The 20153-nt window shown below is 62.5% G+C and carries 19 protein-coding genes; 7 read left to right on the top strand and 12 right to left on the bottom strand.

The features are described 5' to 3' along the window. Positions 1-13: 13 nt before the first annotated feature. The 4 genes from M0D67_RS04135 to M0D67_RS04120 all read right to left on the bottom strand — a co-directional run bounded on the left by M0D67_RS04135 (position 14) and on the right by M0D67_RS04120 (position 4660). Positions 14-1021 (bottom strand): ABC transporter permease, encoded by a 1008-nt coding sequence (locus M0D67_RS04135; RefSeq protein WP_054034672.1) that lies wholly within the window; start codon positions 1019-1021, stop codon positions 14-16. Then, positions 1008-2528 (bottom strand): sugar ABC transporter ATP-binding protein, encoded by a 1521-nt coding sequence (locus M0D67_RS04130; protein ID WP_154558640.1) that lies wholly within the window; start codon positions 2526-2528, stop codon positions 1008-1010. Before M0D67_RS04130 ends, M0D67_RS04135 begins: the two co-directional genes overlap by 14 nt. A gap of 70 nt (positions 2529-2598) precedes the next feature. Continuing rightward, entirely contained in the window at positions 2599-3552 is a 954-nt protein-coding gene (locus M0D67_RS04125; protein WP_154558641.1) for a substrate-binding domain-containing protein, read from the bottom strand. 127 nt (positions 3553-3679) lie between these two features. After that, positions 3680-4660 (bottom strand): AraC family transcriptional regulator, encoded by a 981-nt coding sequence (locus tag M0D67_RS04120; RefSeq protein ID WP_266237425.1) that lies wholly within the window; start codon positions 4658-4660, stop codon positions 3680-3682. Between the two features lie 386 nt (positions 4661-5046). On the opposite strand from M0D67_RS04120, the gene dalD reads away from it, so the two are divergent. From dalD to M0D67_RS04105, 3 genes are all read left to right on the top strand, one after another. Beyond that, positions 5047-6459 (top strand): D-arabinitol 4-dehydrogenase, encoded by a 1413-nt coding sequence (gene dalD / locus M0D67_RS04115; protein WP_154558643.1) that lies wholly within the window; start codon positions 5047-5049, stop codon positions 6457-6459. Positions 6460-6572: 113 nt separating this feature from the next. Next, positions 6573-8054, top strand: a complete 1482-nt coding sequence (gene xylB / locus M0D67_RS04110; protein ID WP_154558644.1) for a xylulokinase — start codon at positions 6573-6575, stop codon at positions 8052-8054. A 78-nt stretch (positions 8055-8132) separates the two neighbouring features. Next, positions 8133-9086: a sugar-binding transcriptional regulator gene (locus M0D67_RS04105; RefSeq protein ID WP_168435568.1), complete on the top strand. Its 954-nt coding sequence runs from the start codon at positions 8133-8135 to the stop codon at positions 9084-9086. 27 nt (positions 9087-9113) lie between these two features. Here the strand turns inward: M0D67_RS04105 and M0D67_RS04100 are convergent, their stop codons facing one another. The 7 genes from M0D67_RS04100 to M0D67_RS04070 all read right to left on the bottom strand — a co-directional run bounded on the left by M0D67_RS04100 (position 9114) and on the right by M0D67_RS04070 (position 15648). Beyond that, positions 9114-9410 carry a DUF1330 domain-containing protein gene (locus tag M0D67_RS04100; protein ID WP_154558645.1) on the bottom strand — a complete coding sequence of 99 codons (297 nt, stop codon included), beginning with the start codon at positions 9408-9410 and terminating at the stop codon, positions 9114-9116. Positions 9411-9482: 72 nt separating this feature from the next. Further along, a complete protein-coding gene (locus M0D67_RS04095; protein ID WP_154558646.1) occupies positions 9483-10592 on the bottom strand; it encodes an ABC transporter ATP-binding protein in 1110 nt (369 codons plus the stop codon). A gap of 158 nt (positions 10593-10750) precedes the next feature. Beyond that, entirely contained in the window at positions 10751-11452 is a 702-nt protein-coding gene (locus M0D67_RS04090; protein ID WP_154558647.1) for an HAD family phosphatase, read from the bottom strand. Beyond that, positions 11449-12282: a carbohydrate ABC transporter permease gene (locus tag M0D67_RS04085; RefSeq protein WP_233464749.1), complete on the bottom strand. Its 834-nt coding sequence runs from the start codon at positions 12280-12282 to the stop codon at positions 11449-11451. Before M0D67_RS04085 ends, M0D67_RS04090 begins: the two co-directional genes overlap by 4 nt. A 38-nt stretch (positions 12283-12320) precedes the next feature. Next, positions 12321-13256: a carbohydrate ABC transporter permease gene (locus tag M0D67_RS04080; protein ID WP_093635644.1), complete on the bottom strand. Its 936-nt coding sequence runs from the start codon at positions 13254-13256 to the stop codon at positions 12321-12323. Between the two features lie 189 nt (positions 13257-13445). Further along, on the bottom strand, positions 13446-14768 hold the full coding sequence (locus tag M0D67_RS04075) for a sugar ABC transporter substrate-binding protein (protein WP_154558649.1): 1323 nt from the start codon (positions 14766-14768) through the stop codon (positions 13446-13448). A gap of 97 nt (positions 14769-14865) precedes the next feature. Next, positions 14866-15648, bottom strand: a complete 783-nt coding sequence (locus tag M0D67_RS04070; RefSeq protein ID WP_266237418.1) for an L-iditol 2-dehydrogenase — start codon at positions 15646-15648, stop codon at positions 14866-14868. Positions 15649-15958: 310 nt separating this feature from the next. Here M0D67_RS04070 and M0D67_RS04065 point away from each other — a divergent pair, with 310 nt between their 5' ends. The 4 genes from M0D67_RS04065 (at position 15959) to M0D67_RS04050 (ending at position 19229) form a co-directional block, all read left to right on the top strand. Next, the gene (locus M0D67_RS04065; RefSeq protein WP_154558650.1) at positions 15959-16438 is read left to right on the top strand and encodes a Fur family transcriptional regulator; all 480 of its coding nucleotides are present in this window, start codon (positions 15959-15961) and stop codon (positions 16436-16438) included. An 88-nt stretch (positions 16439-16526) separates the two neighbouring features. After that, positions 16527-17492, top strand: a complete 966-nt coding sequence (locus M0D67_RS04060; RefSeq protein ID WP_154558651.1) for a metal ABC transporter solute-binding protein — start codon at positions 16527-16529, stop codon at positions 17490-17492. Next, positions 17489-18454 (top strand): ABC transporter ATP-binding protein, encoded by a 966-nt coding sequence (locus M0D67_RS04055; protein ID WP_266237415.1) that lies wholly within the window; start codon positions 17489-17491, stop codon positions 18452-18454. Before M0D67_RS04060 ends, M0D67_RS04055 begins: the two co-directional genes overlap by 4 nt. Further along, positions 18447-19229: a metal ABC transporter permease gene (locus tag M0D67_RS04050; RefSeq protein WP_154558653.1), complete on the top strand. Its 783-nt coding sequence runs from the start codon at positions 18447-18449 to the stop codon at positions 19227-19229. The genes M0D67_RS04055 and M0D67_RS04050 overlap by 8 nt, the downstream gene beginning before the upstream one ends. Positions 19230-19293: 64 nt before the next feature. Here M0D67_RS04050 and fghA read toward each other — a convergent pair whose 3' ends face one another. Next, positions 19294-20145, bottom strand: a complete 852-nt coding sequence (fghA, locus tag M0D67_RS04045) for an S-formylglutathione hydrolase (protein WP_171929005.1) — start codon at positions 20143-20145, stop codon at positions 19294-19296. Between the last annotated feature and the right edge of the window lie 8 nt (positions 20146-20153).

The following is a 20153-nucleotide window of genomic DNA, read 5'->3' as shown; positions in this document are numbered from 1 at the left end:
GGTCGTTTAAGAGTTACTTTCTACGGTCGCGGCTGATGTAGATCGCCAGCAAAATAATTCCGCCCTTGATCACGTTCTGCACATAAGGATTCACGCCGACCATGTTCAGGCCGTTGTTCAGCACGCCCAGCAGCAACGCACCGATCAAGGTGCCGATGATCGAGCCGCGTCCGCCGGAGATCGAGGTACCGCCCATCACCACGGCAGCGATGGCATCGAGTTCGAAGCCGACGCCTGCGTTCGGCTGGCCACTCATCAAACGAGCAGTCAATACGATGGCGGCAAAGGAGGACGTCAAACCAGCAATCGAGTAGACGATCAGCTTCACGCGAGCCACGCGCACGCCGGACAGACGTGTCGCCTGTTCGTTGCCACCAATCGCATAGACATAGCGGCCAAACGGCATGCGTTCGAGCAACACCCAGGCAATCGCATAGATCACCACCATGATCACAACCGGCGCCTGAATGCCGAGAATCTTGCCGCTGCCGAAGAAACTGACCCACTCAGGCAGACCGTCGATTGGATAACCACCCGTGTAGATCAGCGCGAGGCCACGAGCGATCCCCATCGTCGCAAGCGTGACAATGATCGGTGGCATACCGGCAAACGCGACGAAGAAGCCGTTGGCCGCGCCGAAGCCCAAACCGACCGCGATGCCGACCGCCAAGGCAGCCACCGCATTCATCCCGGCCACCATCAAGCCCGCGGCAAGCGTACCCGCCAAAGCCATCACGGAGCCCACCGACAGATCGATACCACCGGTCAGAATCACGCACGTCATCCCCACAGCAATGATCGCGTTGATCGACACCTGGCGCAGGACGTTCTCCAAATTCGCAGCGGAGAGAAAACTGTCGCTCGCGAATACCATCACGATGCACACCACCAGCAAGCCGATGAACGGATAGAAGAGCGTCGAGCGTTTCAACGCGGCCCATGTGAAACGCACCGGTGCGCCCGGCGTGTCACTACTGACGGTCGACGTTTTCGGCGATGAAGAAGGATTAGGCGTGTTCATGAACTGCTCCACGGGTGCCGGCTGTTGCATAGGTCATCACGGCGTTCGAGTCGATCTCGCCGCCTTCGAGCATCGCTTCGATGCGGCCCTGCCGGAACACGGCGACGCGGTCGCACATGCCAACGATCTCCGGCAATTCGGACGAGATCATGATGATCGAGTAGCCGCGCGCGGTGAGTTCGCGCATCAGCAGATAGATTTCGGCTTTGGCGCCGACGTCGATGCCGCGCGTCGGTTCGTCGAAGATGAGAATGTTGGTGTGGTGATTCAGCCAGCGCGCGATCACCACCTTTTGCTGATTGCCGCCTGAGAGGGTCGCGACTTCGGTGTGCATCGTCGGGGCTTTGACGCCGACGCGCTTCATGATGTCGGCGGTGGCGCGCGCTTCGCCGCGCTGATCGATGAAGAAACGCAGCGAGCGGTATTTGCCGAGGTTGTTGATCGAGATGTTCTGCTTGATCGAGAAATCGGTGATCAGACCTTCGGTCTTGCGGCTCTCCGGCAAAATGCCGACGCCGGCGCGCAAGGCATCGGCGGGATCGGATAGTTTTTCGGTTGTGCCGTTGATGCGGATTTCTTTCACGTACGCCGGGTCAGCGCCGATCACAGCCAGCGCGGTTTCTGTGCGGCCCGAGCCGACTAGTCCCGCGAAACCGAGAATCTCGCCTTCGCGCAAATTGAAACTCAGCACCGGGCTGTCTTTCAGCAACTGCAGCTTTTCGACGTCGAGCACGATCTTCGCATCGGCACGCAGTGGCGGCTTCGGCGGAAAGCTGTTTTCGATGCGGCGTCCCACCATCATTTCCACGAGGCGGCTCACATCAGATTGCGCGACCTCCGTCATGCCAACGTACTGACCGTCGCGTAACACCGTAATGCGATCACACACCTCAAAGATTTCCTCCAGGTGATGCGAGATGAAGATCATCGCGACGCCCTGCGTCTTCAGGTCACGCATGATCGCGAACAGGTGTTCCGCTTCAGCGGGTGTGAGCGTCGCGGTCGGTTCATCCAGAATCAGAATGCGCGCTTCCAAAGACAACGCCTTGCCGATTTCAACAAACTGCTGCTGCGCGACCGACAGCTCACGAATCGGCACCGACAAGTCGATCGCCACGCCCAGCCGCTGAAAAATCGCCGCGGCCGCGCGCCGCATCTTGCCGCGTTCGAGCAAACCCAAACCGTTCTTCAATTCACGGCCGAGAAACATGTTCTCCACCGCATTCAGATACGGAATCAGGCTGAATTCCTGAAACACGATACCCACGCCCGCGGCGACCGCATCGTGGTAGTTCGTGAAGTGCCGCACTTCGCCCGCGATCGTGATCGTGCCTTCATCCGGCTGATAGATGCCGCACAGAATTTTCATCAGCGTGGATTTGCCCGCGCCGTTTTCGCCGAGCAACGCGTGAATCTCACCCCGAGCGATTTCCAGGTGAATGCCTTGCAGCGCCTTCACGCCCGGAAAGCTTTTGGTGATGTTGTCGAGCTTGAGTATCGTGTCCATCGGGTCCTCCTCTGCTGCTCGTCGCCATGCTCATCGAAGAAGCACATGCACCTGGCAACGAGCATTCGGCTTACCAACTGAAGCCCTTGGCATTGCTCTTGTCGATCATCTTCACGTCGACCGGAATGGCTTTCGGTACATTGGCGCCCCACTTCTTCGCGAGTGCAGTGCCGAGCGCGATACGCACCTGGTCGGCCGGGAACTGCGCGGACGTTTCGATGAACTTCGAATTCGGTTTCTGGATCGCGGCAATCGCTTCCGGCGCACCGTCGACGCTGGTCAGCTTGATATCCTTGCCCGATGATTCGATCGCCGAGAGCGCGCCCATCGAGCCACCGTCGTTCACGCTGAACACACCCTTCAGATTCGGATGCGCCTGAATCATGTTCTCGGTAACGGACAACGCAGTCGCGCGTTCCTGCTTACCGTTCTGCATATCCGCGAGTTTGATGCCCGGCACTTTCGCAAGCGCCGCCTTGCAACCGCGCACACGTTCGAGAATCGGCACCACCGGAATGCCGTCGAGAATCGCCACTTCGCCGCTGCCGCCAATCGACTTCGCCAGATATTCACAGGCCATCTCGCCCGCGTCGAAATTCTTGGAGCCAACGAATGAATCGACCGGACCGTTCGCGTTCGCATCGACCGCAACCACCACCACGCCCGCCTTCTTCGCCGACGTGACCGCCGATTGAATGCCGGTCGAATCGGTCGGATTCACGAGCAGGATGTCGATCTTCTTTTGCAGCATGTCTTCGACGTCACTGACCTGCTTGCTGACGTCATGATGCGCGTCGGTGACGACCACCGTCGCGCCAATCGACGCAGCCGCATCGTTCAGCGCCTTTTGCATCGTCACAAAGTACGGGTTGTTCAACTCCTGAAACGTCATGCCGATCTTCAGCGGCGCGGCAAGTGCTGCCGGCGCGGCGATAAACGAAAGACCGAATGCAAGCGTCGCCAACGCAGCCGTGCTGCGCGCGAAGGTCTTCAACGATGTTTGCTTCGAAGTGGATTGCGTCATGGTTGTCTCCGTTATTGAAACTGTTCGATGAGATGAGCATGTCCCTCACGCTGTCTTTGGACAGCGTGATAGGTGTTGAAACGCGGATGAGTTAGAACGCTTCGGCTTTTAGCGTGGCGTAGGAGGACTACGTCGGTGGATAGGCAGCGGCAGCACTGCGTGGCAAACCTGGCGCGAGCACGATCGCGGGTGCATTGTCGATGCCGGCGCCGCGCGCGGCAGCTTCTTCGGAAGCGTCGCGGCTCGCATCGTTCAGTTGCTGATAGCGGCGGAATTTTGAAGGCGCCATGCCTTTGACCGCGAGGAACTGCCGGTTGAAATTCGACAGGTTGTTAAAGCCCGCCTTGAAGCAGATATCGGTGACGCTCAGTTCTTCGTCCGTGAGCAGTTGACACGCGAGGTTGATACGCATGCGGTTCACGTACTGCACAAACGGCAGCCCGGTATGACGGCGGAAGTACCGCGAGAACGCACTCACGCTTTGCCCGGCGAGCTGCGCGAGATCCGATTCGCGCAGGTCGTTGGACAGATTCTTGCCGATGTACGAGAGCGCGTGATTGATGCGCGTCGACGCAAAACCGGTCGGGTCGGCCTGATAGGCGGGACTCGCGAGCATCTCGCGGTCCTCGGCGTTCATCAGGATCTCGAGCATCGACATGAACAGCACGAGACGGCGCAGTCCGCGCGCCGCCAGCAATTCGAGGAACAACGGCTGGATCGCCGCACTCGTTTCTGCACCGAACGACACGCCGCGGCGCGAATCGGCGAGCAACGCTTCGACCTGGCGCCACTCCGGAAAACTACCCATGCAACCCGACACGAACTCCTGCCCGAACTGAACAACCAGATTGCGCTGCGCAATCGTCTTGCCTTCCGGCACGTCGCTGACCCAGTTGTGCGGCAGGTTCGGCCCCATCAGCACGAGGTTGCCAGGCGTAAAGCTGCTGATGTGATCGCCGACGAACGTCTTGCCGGTCGTCGCCACGATCAGATGGATTTCGTATTCCGGATGAAAGTGCCAGCGCACCGTACGGTACGGATAGCCGTGCGACCACACTTTGAAGGATTCGTCGCGCCGTACGGCGACGACTTCCAGATCGGGTTGCATTCGCGTCTTCCTCCATGAAGCGGCGTGTTGCGGGTGCCGCTGAACTTCGTCTTGTATAGCGAAAAGTAGCCCTCTGGAGCCTGATCCACCACTAAAAATCAAACCGCAGACCGATACTTTTTTGCATTCGGGTTAGTCCTGGCGCGGTGAAAGTCAAATTTGATGCAATGCAATACGCACCGCGAGACACGTCCCATAACGCGCGGGCGTCACGCGAGTCGCGCCGGAAGTCCCGCCACGCCGCGCTGCGCCACGAAAAGCCCTCTACGTCGCCTTGACATTCGTTCCGCCGGGTACGATCATTCGCTCACAGACAGAGCAAATGCTCCACCCCAAGAAAAACGCACGCGCCGAGCCGTGCGATCAAGGACACTCAGGAGACGCACATGAACAGCGGGCAAGGCAGCGGCGCGGCCGCACACGTGATCCTGCACATCGGCGCGGGATCGTTTCATCGCGCGCATCAGGCGTGGTATCTCCATCGGTTGAACGAGGCGAAGGTGGCGGGCGAGCCGCACTGGTCGCTGACAGTCGGCAATATCCGCAGCGACATGAACGCGGTGCTCGAGGCGCTCGCCGCGCAAAGCGGCGTCTATACGCTCGAGACCGTCACGCCGCAGGGCGAGCGCGCGTACGAGACAATTCGTTCGATCGAGCGCGTGGTGCCGTGGACCGAGAGTCTCGATGCGTTGATCGAAGCGGGCGCCGATCCGGCCTGCAAGATCATTGCGTTCACGGTCACCGAAGGCGGCTATTACCTCGACGAACACGACGAACTCGACACGGCCAATGCCGATCTTGCCGCTGACCTGAAAGGCGGCCACACCACGATTTACGGCGCGCTAGCGGCGATTCTCGACGCACGCATGAAGCGCGGCGCCGGCCCGGTCACTCTGCAGACCTGCGATAACCTGCGCAGCAACGGCGAGCGTTTTCATGCGGGCATGAGCGAGTTTCTCGAACGGCGCGGCGCGGAGGACCTGGCGCAATGGTTCGACGACAACACCGCGTGCCCGAGTTCGATGGTCGACCGCATCACGCCGCGCCCGACGCCCGACGTGCGCGAACGCGTCAAAGCCGCTACCGGCGTCGACGATACCTGCCCGGTGATGGGCGAATCCTTCATCCAATGGGTGATCGAAGACCGCTTCATCGCCGGACGCCCCGCGTGGGAAAAGGTCGGCGCTGAACTGGTCGACTCGGTGCTGCCGTACGAGGAAGCGAAGATCCGCATTCTCAACGCGACGCATAGCTGCATTGCGTGGGCAGGCACGCTGGTCGGACTGACCTACATCCACGAAGGGACGCTCGACCCGGACATCAACAAATTCGCCTTCGACTATGTGACCGAAGACGTGATTCCGTGCCTCACGCCAAGCCCGCTCGATCTCGAACGCTATCGCGACGTGGTGCTCGAACGCTTCGGCAATCCCTACATCCAGGACACCAACCAGCGCGTCGCGGCCGATGGCTTTTCAAAGCTGCCCGGCTTTATTGCGCCGACGCTCGCCGAATGCTTCGAACGTGGCGTCACGCCTTCGGCGACGGCGATGTTGCCGGCGCTGTTCTTCCGCTTCCTTGAGCGCTGGAACGCCGGCACGCTGCCGTATGTGTATCAGGATGGCGTGATGGACGAACGCATCGCCCGCGGCTTCTTTAGCGCGCCCGATCCGTTGCAGGCATTCGCCGCTGACCGCCTGCTCTGGGGCAGCATGGCGCAGACGCCGGAATTGGAATCGGCGTTGGCGGGCGCGTTGGCGCGAGTCGACGTATGGCTGGCCAAACGCGGCGCGGCCTGACCTGCGCTGTATCGAACCACGCGAAACACGCCGGTGCCAGGCTCAATGCGCATGGCACCGCGCGCCATGTGCGGCTAAAGTAGCGCATTCCTAACGACGAAGGTTTCGCGCCCATGTATCTCGGCATCGACCTCGGCACGTCCGAAGTGAAAGTCCTGCTGCTCGCCTCCGATGGACGCGTGATCGGCACCGCAGGCTCGCCCTTTACCGTTTCGCGTCCGCATCAGCGCTGGGCCGAACAGAATCCCGAAGATTGGTGGGCCGGTACGCGCGCGGCGCTGGCCGCGTTGCGCGCCAAACATCCGGACGAGTTCGCGCAGATTCGCGGCATCGGCCTCTCGGGGCAGATGCACGGGGCCGTGCTGCTGGATGCGCAAGACCGCGTATTGCGGCCCGCGATCCTGTGGAACGACATGCGCAGCGACAAGGAGTGCGCGGAACTGACCGAGCGCGCGCCGGAGTTGCACACCGTGGCAGGCAATCTCGCGATGCCCGGATTCACCGCGCCGAAGCTGCTATGGGTGGCGCACCACGAACCGGAAATCTTCGCGCAGACCGCCTGCGTGCTGCTGCCAAAGGACTACCTGCGCCTGCAACTGACCGGCGGCAAGGTGTCCGATCCATCGGATGCAGCGGGCACGCTGTGGCTCGACGTCGCCAAACGCGACTGGTCCGATTCGCTGCTCGCCGCCTGCAACATGACGCGCGCTCAGATGCCGGCCTTGTGCGAAGGCAGCGAGCCGTCCGGCACCCTGCTTCCCGCAGTGGCGCGCGAGTTCGGTTTGAGCGACGGCGTGATCGTCGCGGCCGGCGGTGGTGACAATGCCACGAGCGCGATCGGCATCGGCGCGACGCAACCGGGCGACGGCTTCGTCTCGCTCGGCACCTCAGGTGTGTTGTGCGTGGTCGGCGACAGCTTCCGGCCGAATCCCGCTTCCGCGGTGCACGCGTTCTGCCATGCGATTCCGGATCGCTGGCATCAGATGAGCGTGGTGTTGTCGGCGGCAAGCTGTTTGCGCTGGGTCTGCAAGCTCACCTCCACCGACGAGCCGACCCTGCTCGCCGAAATCGAGGCGCTCCCAGCGGAAGCGTTGACCACTGCCCCGCTCTTTCTGCCCTATCTGTCCGGTGAACGCACGCCGCACAACGACCCGTATGCACAGGGCGTGTTCTTCGGCATGAATCACGCGACCGATCGCGCCTTGCTCGGCTACGCGGTGCTCGAAGGCGTGACGCTCGCGCTCACCGACGGCCTCGACGCGTTGCGCGCGGCGGGCACCGAAGCGAAGGCGTTGTCCCTGCTTGGCGGCGGTGCGCGCAGCGACTACTGGGCACAACTGCTCGCCGACGCGCTCGACACCGCCACCCGCAAGCACGGCGGCGGCGAAACCGGCGCGGCGCTCGGCGCGGCCCGCCTCGGCTGGCTGGCCGCAGGCGGCGACCCGGCCAAGGTGCTGACCAAGCCGCCGATCGAAAAGGAGTTCACGCCGAACCCGCGACGGCACGCCGAACTGCGCACCCGGCTTGAAGCGTATCGCGCGCTCTACCGCCACGTGCGGCCGCTGTTCGACCCCGCGCGGCAACCGCTCGCCTGACCGGCAAAGCACAGCCGGTTCCCGTTGAGACGCGGGAACCGGCTGCTATCATCGGCGCACTTCAAGCGAACCGTCACCGTGCCCAAGTCCACAGAAAAATTAGACCTTGCTACCCGCGCCGCGTGGCTTTACTACGTCGCAGGCAACACCCAGAACGAAATCGCCGAGAAGCTGCAGGTGTCGCGCCCGGTCGCGCAGCGGCTGGTCGCCTTCGCGGTCGAAAAGAACCTGATTCGCGTACGCGTCGATCACAAACTGGCCGATTGCCTCGCGCTCGCCGATCAACTCTCGAAGCGCTACGGCCTGAGCATGTGCGAAGTCGTACCGATCGACAGCGATACGTCGGAAGAAGTCGACCGCAAGCTGGCGGTGGCCGGCGCGCAAGTCATGGAACGCTATCTTGGCGAAGAAAAGCCGATGGTGGTCGCCGTGAGCAGCGGCCGTACGCTGAAGGCCGCAGTCGATCAGATCGCCCAACTGGAGCGTCCGCAGCACCGCCTGGTATCGATGGTCGGGGCGATCGCCTCGGACGGCTCCTCGAACCGCTACGACGTCGCGCTGCACATTTCGGAGAAGACCGGCGGCAAGCATTTTCTGCTGCCCGCGCCGTTGCTCGCCGATAGCGAAGCCGAACGCGCACAGTGGTGCAATCACCGGCTGTACCGGATCGTCGAATCGCTGTCGGCGCAAGCGGATGTCGCGTTCGTCGGCATCGGCAATATCGGGCCGAAATGCCCGTTGCACGAAGACGGCTTTATCACGTCCGCGGAAGTAAAAGAGTTGATGCAGAACGGTGCGGTGGCCGAAATGCTCGGCCTGCCGATCGATGCAGCCGGCGCGCACGTCGAATCGCCGACCGGCCGGCGCGTCACCAGCATCGCGCTCGACTCGCCACCGCGGCGCCCCACCATCGGCTTTGCCGGCGGCGAGCGCAAGCGCGAAGCGCTGATCGCGGTGCTTAAAGGCGGCTGGCTGTCGGGACTGGTGACCGACGAGTTGTGCGCACGCGCGGCGCTCGAAGCGGCGGCTTAAAAGGCTTACAGGCGGCACACCGCCGCTCTACAACACCGGCAGCCCTTCCGTGATGATGATGCGGTACTCGCCGCCCTGCAGGCGCGTCTCGCTGACCGCCTGATACGCTGGGCTGCGATACCACGCGATCGCTTCGTCGTAACTGGGGAACTCGAGGATCAGGATTTCGTCGATCGGCGGCCCCTCCACCACTTCTTTCCGCCCGTGGCTCGCGAGCACCATGACCGCATGCTTCTCGAAGACTGCGGGCGCGTCCTGTTTGTATTCTTCCAGTTTGGCGGGGTCGAGCGTTTTCTCGCGTGTGATGACGACGTAGGCGGGCATGAACGTTTCCTGAGCGTGAATAAACGTGACCGGACGGAAAGCGGCGCGCCCGCCGCTTTCCCAATCACATACTCACGCGGCCAGCACTTCTACGATCTTACGCTGGAAGGCTTTCCCTTCGCTGTCGAACAAATGGCAGTGCTCAGGGGTAGCGCCGACCCGTTGCGTGTCGCCCTTGCTGTGGCGTTCGAGCGGCGGAATCCGCGCGATCAAACCATCCGGCGCCACGCTCGATTCCGCATACAGATATGCTGCGTCGCCAAGCGATTCGACTGCCATCGTGCGCGCCGACACGCCGTCGTCGGCCATTCCGAAGTGCAGATGCTCCGGACGAATGCCGACGGTGACCTTGTCGCCCTGCTTCACCGCGCCCGGCTCCACCGCAACGCGCTGCGTCTCGCCGGTTTCGTAGCGTACCGTGACACCGTCGTGCGTCACCGACTGCACGATCCCTTCCATAAAGTTCATCTTCGGCGAACCGATGAAGCCGGCGACGAAGCGATTGGCCGGCGCGTGATACAGCATGGTCGGGCTGCCGACCTGCTCCACATTGCCCGCCGACAACACGACGATCTTGTCGGCCAGCGTCATTGCTTCGACCTGATCGTGCGTCACGTAGATCATCGTGGTCTTCAGCTCGTCGTGCAGACGCGCGAATTCGAGGCGCATCTTCACACGCAGCGCGGCGTCGAGATTCGACAACGGTTCGTCGAACAGGAACACCTTCGGCTTGCGCGTAATCGCGCGGCCGATTGCAACACGCTGGCGCTGGCCGCCCGAAAGCTGCTTCGGCTTGCGGTCGAGCAGATGGTCGATGTGCAGGATCTTCGCCGCGTTGCGCACGGCGGAGTCGATTTCCGGCTTCTTGGTGCCGGCGAGTTTCAGGCCGAACGCCATGTTGTCGTACAGCGTCATGTGCGGATACAGCGCGTATGACTGGAACACCATCGCGATGCCGCGCTTGGCGGGCGGTACGTCGTTCACGCGCGTGCCGTCGATGGTCAGATCGCCGCCGCTGATGTCTTCGAGGCCGGCGATCATTCGCATCAGCGTCGATTTACCGCAACCGCTCGGGCCCACGAACACGACGAATTCGCCGTCCAGAATGTCGAGGTTGATGTCGCGCATCACCTCATTGTCGTCGTAGGCCTTTTTGATGTTGCGCAGAGTTACGCTTGCCATGATGTGTCTCCGTGTGTTGCTGTGTGTTGCTAACGATGCTTCAGCTGCGTTCGGTTGCCCAGGTTGCTTGCGTTGCTTCAGCAACTGCGTTGATTCGCTTCTCTATATGCTGTTCAAGTCCTGCTCATTCGCCGCTCATTTGCTTTGACCTGCGGCCCTTACGGTATCGCTGCCGTCGCGCTCAGCGTCCATTGCGCGACCAGGTCCGGCAACTGCAGCATGTCGTCGAACACAGTACGCGCACCCGCCGCATGCAACGCGTCGATCTGCGCGTCACTCGCATGACCGCCGCCGATAAAGCCCAGCACCGTCATGCCCGCCGCCGTTGCCGCCGTCACGCCCGTCACGCTGTCTTCCACCACGAGGCAGGCGGACGGCGCGAGGCCGAGACCAAGCGCGGCAGCGAGATAGACATCGGGCGCGGGCTTCGGATTCGGCACCGCATCGGCGCAAAAGAGCCGGTCGCCGAAGAACTTCACGAGGCCCGTGCGCGCCAGCACGTTCTCCACATACGGCCGGAAACTGTTGCTCGCACATGCCTTGGTGAGCGGCACCTGCGCGAGCGCGGACTCGATGCCAACGACCGCCGACGCCTGCATCGCCGCCGCTTCCACCGCCTGGCGGATCGACTCGATATCCTCGACGCTCAGGCTCTTGCCAAGTTGCGCCGCCGTGCCCTGCAGCACCTTTTCGATGCGCAAGCCGAGCAGCGGCAACACCACCGGCTCGACATCGGCATCGGGCCAGCGCGCCTCGAGTTCGTGCACCAGCATGCTCGCCGCCACGGCTTCGCTGTCGATCAGCACGCCGTCGCAATCGCAGATCAGCGCGAAATGACCTACCGTCGCACCTGCGGTCATTTGACCGCCCCAAAAGTAAGACCGCGCACCAGTTGCTTCTGCGACAGCCAGCCGACAATCAGGATCGGCGCAACCGCAAGCAGTGAAGCAGCGGAGAGCTTGGCCCAGAACAAGCCTTCAGGACTCGAATACGACGCAATGAACACAGTCAGCGGCGCGGCGTTCGAACTCGACAGGTTGATGCTCCAGAACGCTTCGTTCCACGACAGGATTACCAGCAGCAACGCGGTGGAGGCAAGCCCCGGCAGCGACATCGGCATCAGCAGATAGACGATTTCCTGCCACGTTGCCGCGCCGTCGATCCGGCCTGCTTCGAGAATGTCGCGCGGAATTTCGGCGAAGTACGTGAACGACATCCACACCGCAATCGGCAGATTGATCAGCGTGTAGACAATCACCAGACCGGACACCGAATCGAGCAGACCACTGTTCTTCCACAACAGATAGATCGGCACCAGCACGCCAACCGACGGCATCATCTTGGTCGACAACATCCACAGCAGGACTTTCTGCGTGCGGCGCGTCGGAAAGAAGGCCATCGCGTACGCGGCCGGCACGGCGAGAATCAGGCACAGCAGCGTGACGCCCGCCGAGATCAGGATTGAATTCCACGCGAACGAAAAGTAGTTGCTGCGCGCGAACACCTCGCGGAAGCTATCGAGCGTCGGGATGAAAAACAACGACGACGAATACGCCTGCTGCTCCGTCTTGAACGCGGTGATCGTCATCCAGAAGATCGGGAAAAACAGCAGCAACGCGACGAGCCAGGCGATCACGCCAGGAAGGCCGCGGCGAATTGCGGCGAACGGCGACTTGGCCGGCACGGTCATCGGCGCCGTGCCCGACGCAGAGGTAGAGGCAACGTGGCTCATTTTTCGTACTCCCCTTTCAGGTTCTTCGCGAGCATCCGCACAAGGAAGAACGACACGATGTTAGCCAGCACGACAGCCAGAATGCCGCCCGCCGAAGCGAGACCGACGTCGAACTGTTGCAGGCCCAGCGAATAGATCAGGTACGACAGATTGGTGGTCGCGGTGCCCGGACCGCCGCCCGTGGTCGTATAGATTTCGGCGAAGATCGACAGCAGGAAAATCGTCTCCATCATCACCACCACCGCGATCGCCCGTTTCAGGTGAGGCAGCGTGATGTAGAAGAACATCGAGAACGGACCCGCACCGTCGATACGCGCCGCTTCCTTCTGCTCCTGATCGAGCGACTGGATCGCGGTGAACAGAATCAGGAACGCGAACGGTAACCACTGCCACGCGACGATCATGATCACGGCCGTGAGCGGGTACTCGGCGAACCAGTCGATCGGCTGCAGCCCGATCGCGCGCATGCCCTGTGCGATCAGGCCATACACCGGATGCAGGATCATGTTCTTCCAGATCAGCGCGCTGACGGTCGGCATCACGAAGAATGGTGCGATCGCCAGTAGCCGCGCGATGCCCTGGCCGTAGAACTTACGGTCGAACAGAATCGCCATCAGCACGCCGCCGACCACTGTGATCACCAGCACCGAGATGATCAACTCGAGCGTGTGCCCGATCGACGGTCCGAACGACGGATCGCTGGCGAGATACTTATAGTTGTCGAAACCGGCGAAGCCTTTCAGATCCGGATTCAGCAGGTTATAGCGCGAGAACGAAAACCAGATCGTCATCGCCAGCGGAATCGCCATCCACAGTACGAGTACTGCGACTGAGGGCGTGACGAGCCAACGGGCCGAATTGGCTTTGCGGGTTTCGCGTTCTTTTTCTGTTTGGGGATGGGCATGCATAAGAGGCAGGCGTAAAGGACGCATGATTGACCACCTGTTCGGTAATGCGCGGGCCGGCGCTTTATCCGCCGTGATGGCTTAAACCGCCTGGCTACCGCGACGCAATGCGATGTCTCAGTGCCCACGCGGCGGGGACGGCCCGCTGTGCTGCGTGGGCCGGCTGACGGGCGTCAGCCGGCGCGTGCCACGTGACTCATGTGGCTGACTTCCGCTTTACTTCTGATACCCGGCCTGTTGCACGGCGCGATTCGCCGTTGCCTGGCCGGCTGCCAGCGCCTGATCGACCGTCATCTGGCCGGCAATCGCGCCGGAGATGCTCTGACCGACTACGGTGCCGAACGACTGGAACTCAGGAATGCCGACGAACTGCACACCGGTATACGGCACTGGCTTCAACGTCGGATGATCCGGGTCAGCCGTTTCGATTGCCTTCAGCACGAAGTCGCCGAACGGTGCAGCCTCCTTGTATTCAGGACGTGCGTAGGTTGAGTGGCGTGTTCCCGGCGGCACTGAGGCCCAGCCCTCATCCTTCGCGACCAGTTCGATGTACTGCTTCGACGTGGCCCACGCGATGAACTTCTTCGCCGAGTCAGCCTGCTTCGACGACTTCGGAATGGCCAACGCCCACGCCCACAGCCAATGCGAACCCTTCGGCGTGACGGCGATCGGCGCCGCCGCGAAGCCCACCTTGTCGGCGATCTGCGACTGCTGCTTGTTGTAGAGCATGCCGGCCGCCACCGTTGCGTCGATCCACATCGCGCACTTGCCCGAGGACATCAGCGTCAGGTTTTCGTTGAAGCCGTTCGAGCTGGCTCCCGGAGGACCGTCTTTCTTCAGCAGATCGACGTAGAAGGTGATCGCCTTCTTCCATTCCGGCGACGTCAACTGCGCCTGCCACTTGTCGTCGAACCAGCGGCCGCCGAAGGTGTTCACCACCGTCGTGCCATAGGCCATGTTCTCGCCCCAGCCGGCCTTGCCGCGCAGGCAGATGCCGTACATGCCGTTAGCTTTGTCGGTGAGCTTGTCGGCGAATTGCGCGATCTGGTCGTAGGTCGGCTGATCGGGCATCTTCAGGCCCTTCGCCGCGAACAGATCCTTGCGGTAATACGTCATCGAGCTTTCGACGTAGAACGGCAACGCGTACAACTGGCCGCCGCTCGAGAGGCCGTCGCGAGCCGTCTTCACGACGTCGTTCAGATCGTAATCAGCGGGCAGATTGGTGAGCGGGGTGAGCCAGCCGCGCTTGCCCCATTGCGGCGTTTCGTACGCACCGATCGTCATCACGTCGAACTGGCCGCTGCCGGTCGTGATGTCGGTGGTGGCGCGTTGACGCAGCACGTTTTCTTCGAGAATCACCCAGTTGAGCTTGATGTCCGGATTCGCCTGCTCGAAGGCGGGCGAGAGCTTCTTCAGCTCGATCATGTCCGGATTGTTCAACGTGGCGATGGTCACCGTGGCCGCCTGAGCGTGCAACGCAAAGCATGCGACAGCGCCGGCACTGACCGCCTTCAGCGCGGATTTTGTAGCTGGTTTCATGTGATGTCTCCTTTCTCGTACGTTATGTGATGCTGCGTTTGTTCTACGAAAATGACGAAGGGTGAAACAGGTTCGGCTCATCCACTCTGCGATTCGCTCAGCTCATCCAGTTCCCGCCGTCGACGTTCAGGGTTTGCGCGGTGATGTAGTCGGCATCCGCCGACGCGAGAAACAGGGCGGCGCCGGTCAAATCGTCCGGCACGCCCATACGGCCGAGCGGCACCGCTTCACCGACGAGGCGTTTCTTCTCGCCGAGCGGCCGGTTTTCGTAGCGTGCGAAGAGCGCGTCGACCTCTTTCCACATCGGTGTATCGACGACGCCCGGCGCAATGCCGTTCACGTTGATCTGGTGCGGCGCGAGGGCGAGCGCTGCGGATTGCGTGTAGCTGAGTACGGCGGCTTTGGTTGCGCAGTAGTGCGACACCAGCGCCTCGCCGCGCCGCCCGGCTTGCGACGACATATTGATGATCTTGCCGCCGTGGCCCTGCTCGACCATTTTCCGGGCGACGGTTTGCATCAGGAAGAACATGCCCTTCACGTTGACCGCAAAGAGGCGGTCGAACACTTCCCAGGATTCATCGAGGATCGGGCGCATATCGAAGAGCGCCGCGTTGTTGAACAGGATATCGACCTGGCCGAAGCGCTCCAGCGTACTCGCGAGGATGCGTTCGATATCCTCGCGGCGCGTGACATCGGCGCTGACGGTCAGCACGCGGTCGCCGTAAGCGGCGCGAAAAGCGGCGCCGAAACTGTCCGCCGGCTTGACGTCGACCAGCACGCAACGCGCGCCTTCGTCCAGATACCGCCGGGCCACGGCTTCACCGATTCCGCTTGCCGCGCCCGTCAGAATGGCCACCTTGTCTTGCAATCGTGCCGCCACTGCCTGTCTCCGGTTCGTTTCGCTTCTTGAGGCGCGGTGAGCGAACGCTCGTTGCGCGAACAATTGCTCTGTTGGTGATCGAATGATCGGATACGGACCGGGTCATGTCAAGGCGCTCGACCAGATTTCGATGGTGCAGCGCGGCAGGACCCTCGCACACCCTCTTCCGGCTTCGACCGACACAAATACGAGAAATCGAAGACCGCCAATCTGCTTTCTGCGCAAGCCGCTGACAAATATTCGAGATACGTTATATCATTGCGGCCTCGCTTCGCTCCGAAGCTTTGCAGGTTCGTCAGGGAGTCCGCTGATGGCTACATCGATTGCAGAACACCATGCCGTACGGCTCGCCCATGCCGAGGCGCACGCCGCCCTGCATGGGCTCGCGCTCACACCGCTGCGGCGACAGGTGTATGCGGCGATCGTCGCCAGCGACCGGCCGATCGGGGCCTATGAGTTGCTGGACGCGCTCGAGCCGCAACGCGGGCGCGTGCCGCCCACCACGATCTACCGGGCGCTGGACTTTCTGCTCGCGCACGGCTTCGTCCATCGGATCGAATCGAAGAACGCGTTTTTTGCCTGCTGCGAGGTCGGCGTGCCGCATCGCAGCCAGTTTTTGATGTGCGACGGGTGCGGCGCGACTGTGGAGATTCCCGGCGGCGATCTTGCCCAACAACTGTCGCATAGCGTGCCGGCACACGGTTTCGAGGTGCACCGCCAGGTGGTCGAGCTAAGCGGGCTGTGCGCGCGCTGCGCCCGCGCGGCGCGGCCCTCCGGTGCGTCCCTATGAAAGCCGGCCTGATCACCGGTATGAACGCCAAAACGCGCCGCTCCCAAGGAGCGTAGTTCATTCAACTCTCACGCAGCAGGAAACAACGATGAAGAAATTCGGCTCGATGTTGAACGGGGCGCGCCATGCGCTGAAGCTGTCGAAGACCGTGGCCATGGGCGCAGCGGCCGCCGCTGCTTTCACGCTCAGCCACGGCGCATTTGCCGCGGATGCGAAAATCCCGGTGGTGGCAGCGGAAAACTTTTACGGTGACGTCGTGCAGCAACTGGGCGGCGATCGCGTCGACGTGACCAGCATCCTCAGCAATCCGGATCAGGACCCGCATCTGTTCGAAGCCAGCCCGAAGACGGCGCGGGCCTTGCAGCATGCGAGCCTTGTGGTCTACAACGGCGCCGACTACGATCCGTGGATGGCGAAACTGCTGGCCGCTTCCAAGGGCTCGAATCGCGCGACGATCGTTGCCGCCGAACTGACAGGCAAGAAGAGCGGCGATAATCCTCACCTCTGGTACGACCCGGCCACCATGCCGAAAGTGGCGCGCGCGGTAAGCGCGGCGCTCGTCGCGGCTGACCCGGCGCACAAGTCGGCGTACGATGCGAACCTCGCGAAGTTTCTCGATTCGCTGAAACCCATCGACGCCAAAGTCGCCGATCTGCATGGCCGCTACGCCGGCGTGCCGGTGACGGCAACCGAGCCGGTGTTCGGCTATATGTCGGACGCAGTCGGCCTCTCGATGCGCAATCTGCGCTTCCAGTTGGCGACGATGAACGACACTGAAGCAAGCGCGGCCGATATCGCCGCGTTCGAACGCGATCTGCGCGAAAAGCGCGTACGCGTTCTGATCTATAACAGCCAGGCAACCGAGGCCCTGACCAAACGCATGTTGAAGCTCGCGCAGCAATCGAAGGTGCCGACCATGAGCGTCACCGAAACCGAACCGGCCGGTAAGACCTATCAGACGTGGATGCTGACGCAGCTCGACGCGCTAGGCACGGCGCTGGCTGCGGGCGGAGCGAATGCGGCGGCGAGCGCCGCCAAAGGAAAAACCCAATGAACGAAACTGGCCGCAGCACGCCAGCTAATGCATCGACGGGCGCACGCAGTAACGCGCCCGTGCTTGAACTCGAGCGCGTCACGCTCGAACTCGGCGGCCGCACGATTCTGCGCGACGCCGGCTTCGTGGTGAACCAGGGCGAATTCATCGGCGTGCTCGGGCCGAACGGCGCGGGCAAGACCACGCTGATGCGCGCCGTGCTCGGTCTCGTGCCGGCAGCGAGCGGCGCGATCCGCGTGTTAGGGCAGCCGGTCGAGCGTGGTAACTCGTCGATCGGTTATATGCCGCAGACGCGCAGTGCGCTGGCCGGGCGCCGCGTGCGCGGCCGCGACTTCGTCGCCATGGCCGCCGATGGACACCGCTGGGGCCTGCCCCATGCGGACAGCAAAACCCGCGCGGATGTCGAGCGGGTGCTCGATCTGGTAGGCGGCCGCCAGCTAGCTGAGCGGCCGTTATCGGAACTGTCGGGCGGCGAACGTCAGCGTCTGCTGCTCGCGCAATGCCTGCTCGGCAACCCCAAGCTGCTGCTGCTCGACGAACCGTTGATCAGCCTCGATCCGCATCATCAGAAGAGCGTGGTCGAGTTGGTGCGGCGCGTGCAGCAGGAGCTCGGCATTGCCGTGCTGTTCTCGGCGCATGAACTGAATCCGCTTCTGCACGCGCTCGACCGCGTGCTGTATCTCGGCAGCGGCGTCGCCGCGCTCGGCACCGTCGATGAAGTCATTACGCGGCCGGTGCTGTCGCGTCTCTATGGCTCGCCGATCGATGTGATGCGGGTGAAGGGCCGCATCTTCGTGATGTCGGGCGACGTCGAAGTCGAAAAACACGATCACGAGCACGAACACGACGAGAACGGCGGCCATAGCCACTCGCACGGGCATGCACATTCGCACGACCACGGTGGCGCACACGGCCACTCACACCAGCACGACTCACGCGACGGACACAAGCACGATGTTTGAATACGATTTCATGGTGAACGCGTTCGCGGCGTCGGGGATCGTCGCGGTGCTGGCAGGCGTGGTGGGCTATTTTCTGGTGATGCGTGGACAGACCTTCGCTGGTCATGCGCTCTCGCACGTCGGCTTCACCGGCGCGACCGGCGCTGTGCTGATCGGCATCTCGCCGATCTGGGGGATGATCGGCTTCACGCTCGCGGCAGGCGTCGGTATGGGCGCGCTCGGCGAGAAACTGGCCGGACGCGATGTCGCGATCGGTGTGATCCTGTCGCTGTCGCTCGGCTTCGGCTTGCTGTTCCTGCATTTCTTCACCGCATACGCGACTCAAGTTACCGCGCTGCTGTTCGGCAACGTGCTCGGCGTGAATGCGTCGACACTCGGCGTGCTGGCGGCGCTAGGCGTCATCAGTTTGCTGGCGCTCGCCGCGATCATGCGACCCTTGTTGTTTGCTTCGTTGCAGCCGGAATTAGCGGAAGCCAAGGGCGTGTCGTTGCGCAGGGTGTCGGTGCTGTTCCTGTCGATCGCCGCGCTCGCCGTGGCGGCGTGCACGCAGATTGTCGGCGTGCTGCTGGTGTTCACGCTGATGGTCGGGCCGGCCGCCGCCGCGCAAAACGTGACGACGCGACTCTCGACCGGTCTCGTGCTTGCCGCCGTGTTCGCCCTGGTGCAGGCGTGGCTCGGTCTGACGCTGGCGTTCTATACCGACTGGCCGACGAGCTTCTGGATCACCGTGCTGTCGGCGGTGGTGTATGGCGGGAGTTTGTTGAGGCGGCGTTGAGGCGGCGTTGAAGCGGCGCCTGGCGGCGACACACTGCGTGCCGCCGCCATCGTCCCGGTGAATATCAGCCGAGCAGCACCTTCGCGTGATGCGCGAGATGGTCCTCGATGAAAGTCGAGATGAAGTAATACCCGTGGTCGTAGCCAGCATGACGACGCAAGGTCAGCGGCTGTCCTGCGGCCTTGCAAGCGGCTTCGAACACATCCGGGTTCAACTGCTCGGCGAGGAACTGATCCGCCAGCCCCTGATCGACCAGAATCCCTTCAGCGAACTTGCGTGGTGCGTGAGCGACCAGCTCGCTCGAGTCATACTGCCTCCACGCTTCACGGTCCTCGCCCAGATACCCGCTGAACGCCTTCACGCCCCACGGGCACTGTGATGGCGCGGCGATCGGCGCGAACGCCGACACCGACCGATAGATCTCCGGGTTGCGCAGCGCCAGCATCAGCGCGCCATGGCCACCCATCGAATGCCCGAAGATGCCCAGACGCCCGCCGTCCACCGGCAGATTCGCGAGCACTGTTTCGCGCAGTTCATCGCGCACATACGAGTACATCCGATAGTGCTTCGCCCACGGCTGCTGCGTCGCGTTGACGTAAAAGCCCGCGCCGACGCCGAAGTCCCACGCCGCGCTTTCGCCCGGCACGCCCGCACCGCGCGGACTGGTGTCCGGCGCGATCAGCGCGATGCCGTGCTGCGCCGCGAAGCGCTGCGCGCCCGCCTTGACCGGGAAGGTTTCTTCCGTGCAAGTCAGGCCGGCGAGATAGAACAGCGCGGGGACGTTCGCGTTGGCCTGCAAAGCCTGCGGCGGCAGATACACCGAGAAGCGCATCGGCAGACCGACGGCCTGCGAATCGTGCCGGTAGATCCGCTGCTCGCCGCCATGGCAGGCATGCGACGACAATAGTTCAAGCATCGACATGC

Origin of the sequence: Paraburkholderia sp. SECH4, assembly GCF_030511745.1 — a bacterium.
GTDB lineage: Bacteria > Pseudomonadota > Gammaproteobacteria > Burkholderiales > Burkholderiaceae > Paraburkholderia > Paraburkholderia madseniana.
Note: the sequence above shows the minus strand (reverse complement) of the source record. Positions and strands in the feature narration are given on the sequence as shown.

Coding starts and splice junctions, on each gene's coding strand:
- M0D67_RS04065 (WP_154558650.1), top strand. CDS start 15,959: ATGGCTACATCGATTGCAGAACACCATGCCGTACGGCTCGCCCATGCC.
- M0D67_RS04120 (WP_266237425.1), bottom strand. CDS start 4,660: ATGCAACCCGATCTGGAAGTCGTCGCCGTACGGCGCGACGAATCCTTC.
- M0D67_RS04090 (WP_154558647.1), bottom strand. CDS start 11,452: ATGACCGCAGGTGCGACGGTAGGTCATTTCGCGCTGATCTGCGATTGC.
- xylB (WP_154558644.1), top strand. CDS start 6,573: ATGTATCTCGGCATCGACCTCGGCACGTCCGAAGTGAAAGTCCTGCTG.
- M0D67_RS04080 (WP_093635644.1), bottom strand. CDS start 13,256: ATGCGTCCTTTACGCCTGCCTCTTATGCATGCCCATCCCCAAACAGAA.
- M0D67_RS04130 (WP_154558640.1), bottom strand. CDS start 2,528: ATGGACACGATACTCAAGCTCGACAACATCACCAAAAGCTTTCCGGGC.
- dalD (WP_154558643.1), top strand. CDS start 5,047: ATGAACAGCGGGCAAGGCAGCGGCGCGGCCGCACACGTGATCCTGCAC.
- M0D67_RS04100 (WP_154558645.1), bottom strand. CDS start 9,410: ATGCCCGCCTACGTCGTCATCACACGCGAGAAAACGCTCGACCCCGCC.
- M0D67_RS04050 (WP_154558653.1), top strand. CDS start 18,447: ATGTTTGAATACGATTTCATGGTGAACGCGTTCGCGGCGTCGGGGATC.
- M0D67_RS04135 (WP_054034672.1), bottom strand. CDS start 1,021: ATGAACACGCCTAATCCTTCTTCATCGCCGAAAACGTCGACCGTCAGT.
- M0D67_RS04085 (WP_233464749.1), bottom strand. CDS start 12,282: ATGACCGTGCCGGCCAAGTCGCCGTTCGCCGCAATTCGCCGCGGCCTT.
- M0D67_RS04095 (WP_154558646.1), bottom strand. CDS start 10,592: ATGGCAAGCGTAACTCTGCGCAACATCAAAAAGGCCTACGACGACAAT.
- M0D67_RS04075 (WP_154558649.1), bottom strand. CDS start 14,768: ATGAAACCAGCTACAAAATCCGCGCTGAAGGCGGTCAGTGCCGGCGCT.
- M0D67_RS04055 (WP_266237415.1), top strand. CDS start 17,489: ATGAACGAAACTGGCCGCAGCACGCCAGCTAATGCATCGACGGGCGCA.
- M0D67_RS04125 (WP_154558641.1), bottom strand. CDS start 3,552: ATGACGCAATCCACTTCGAAGCAAACATCGTTGAAGACCTTCGCGCGC.
- fghA (WP_171929005.1), bottom strand. CDS start 20,145: ATGCTTGAACTATTGTCGTCGCATGCCTGCCATGGCGGCGAGCAGCGG.
- M0D67_RS04060 (WP_154558651.1), top strand. CDS start 16,527: ATGAAGAAATTCGGCTCGATGTTGAACGGGGCGCGCCATGCGCTGAAG.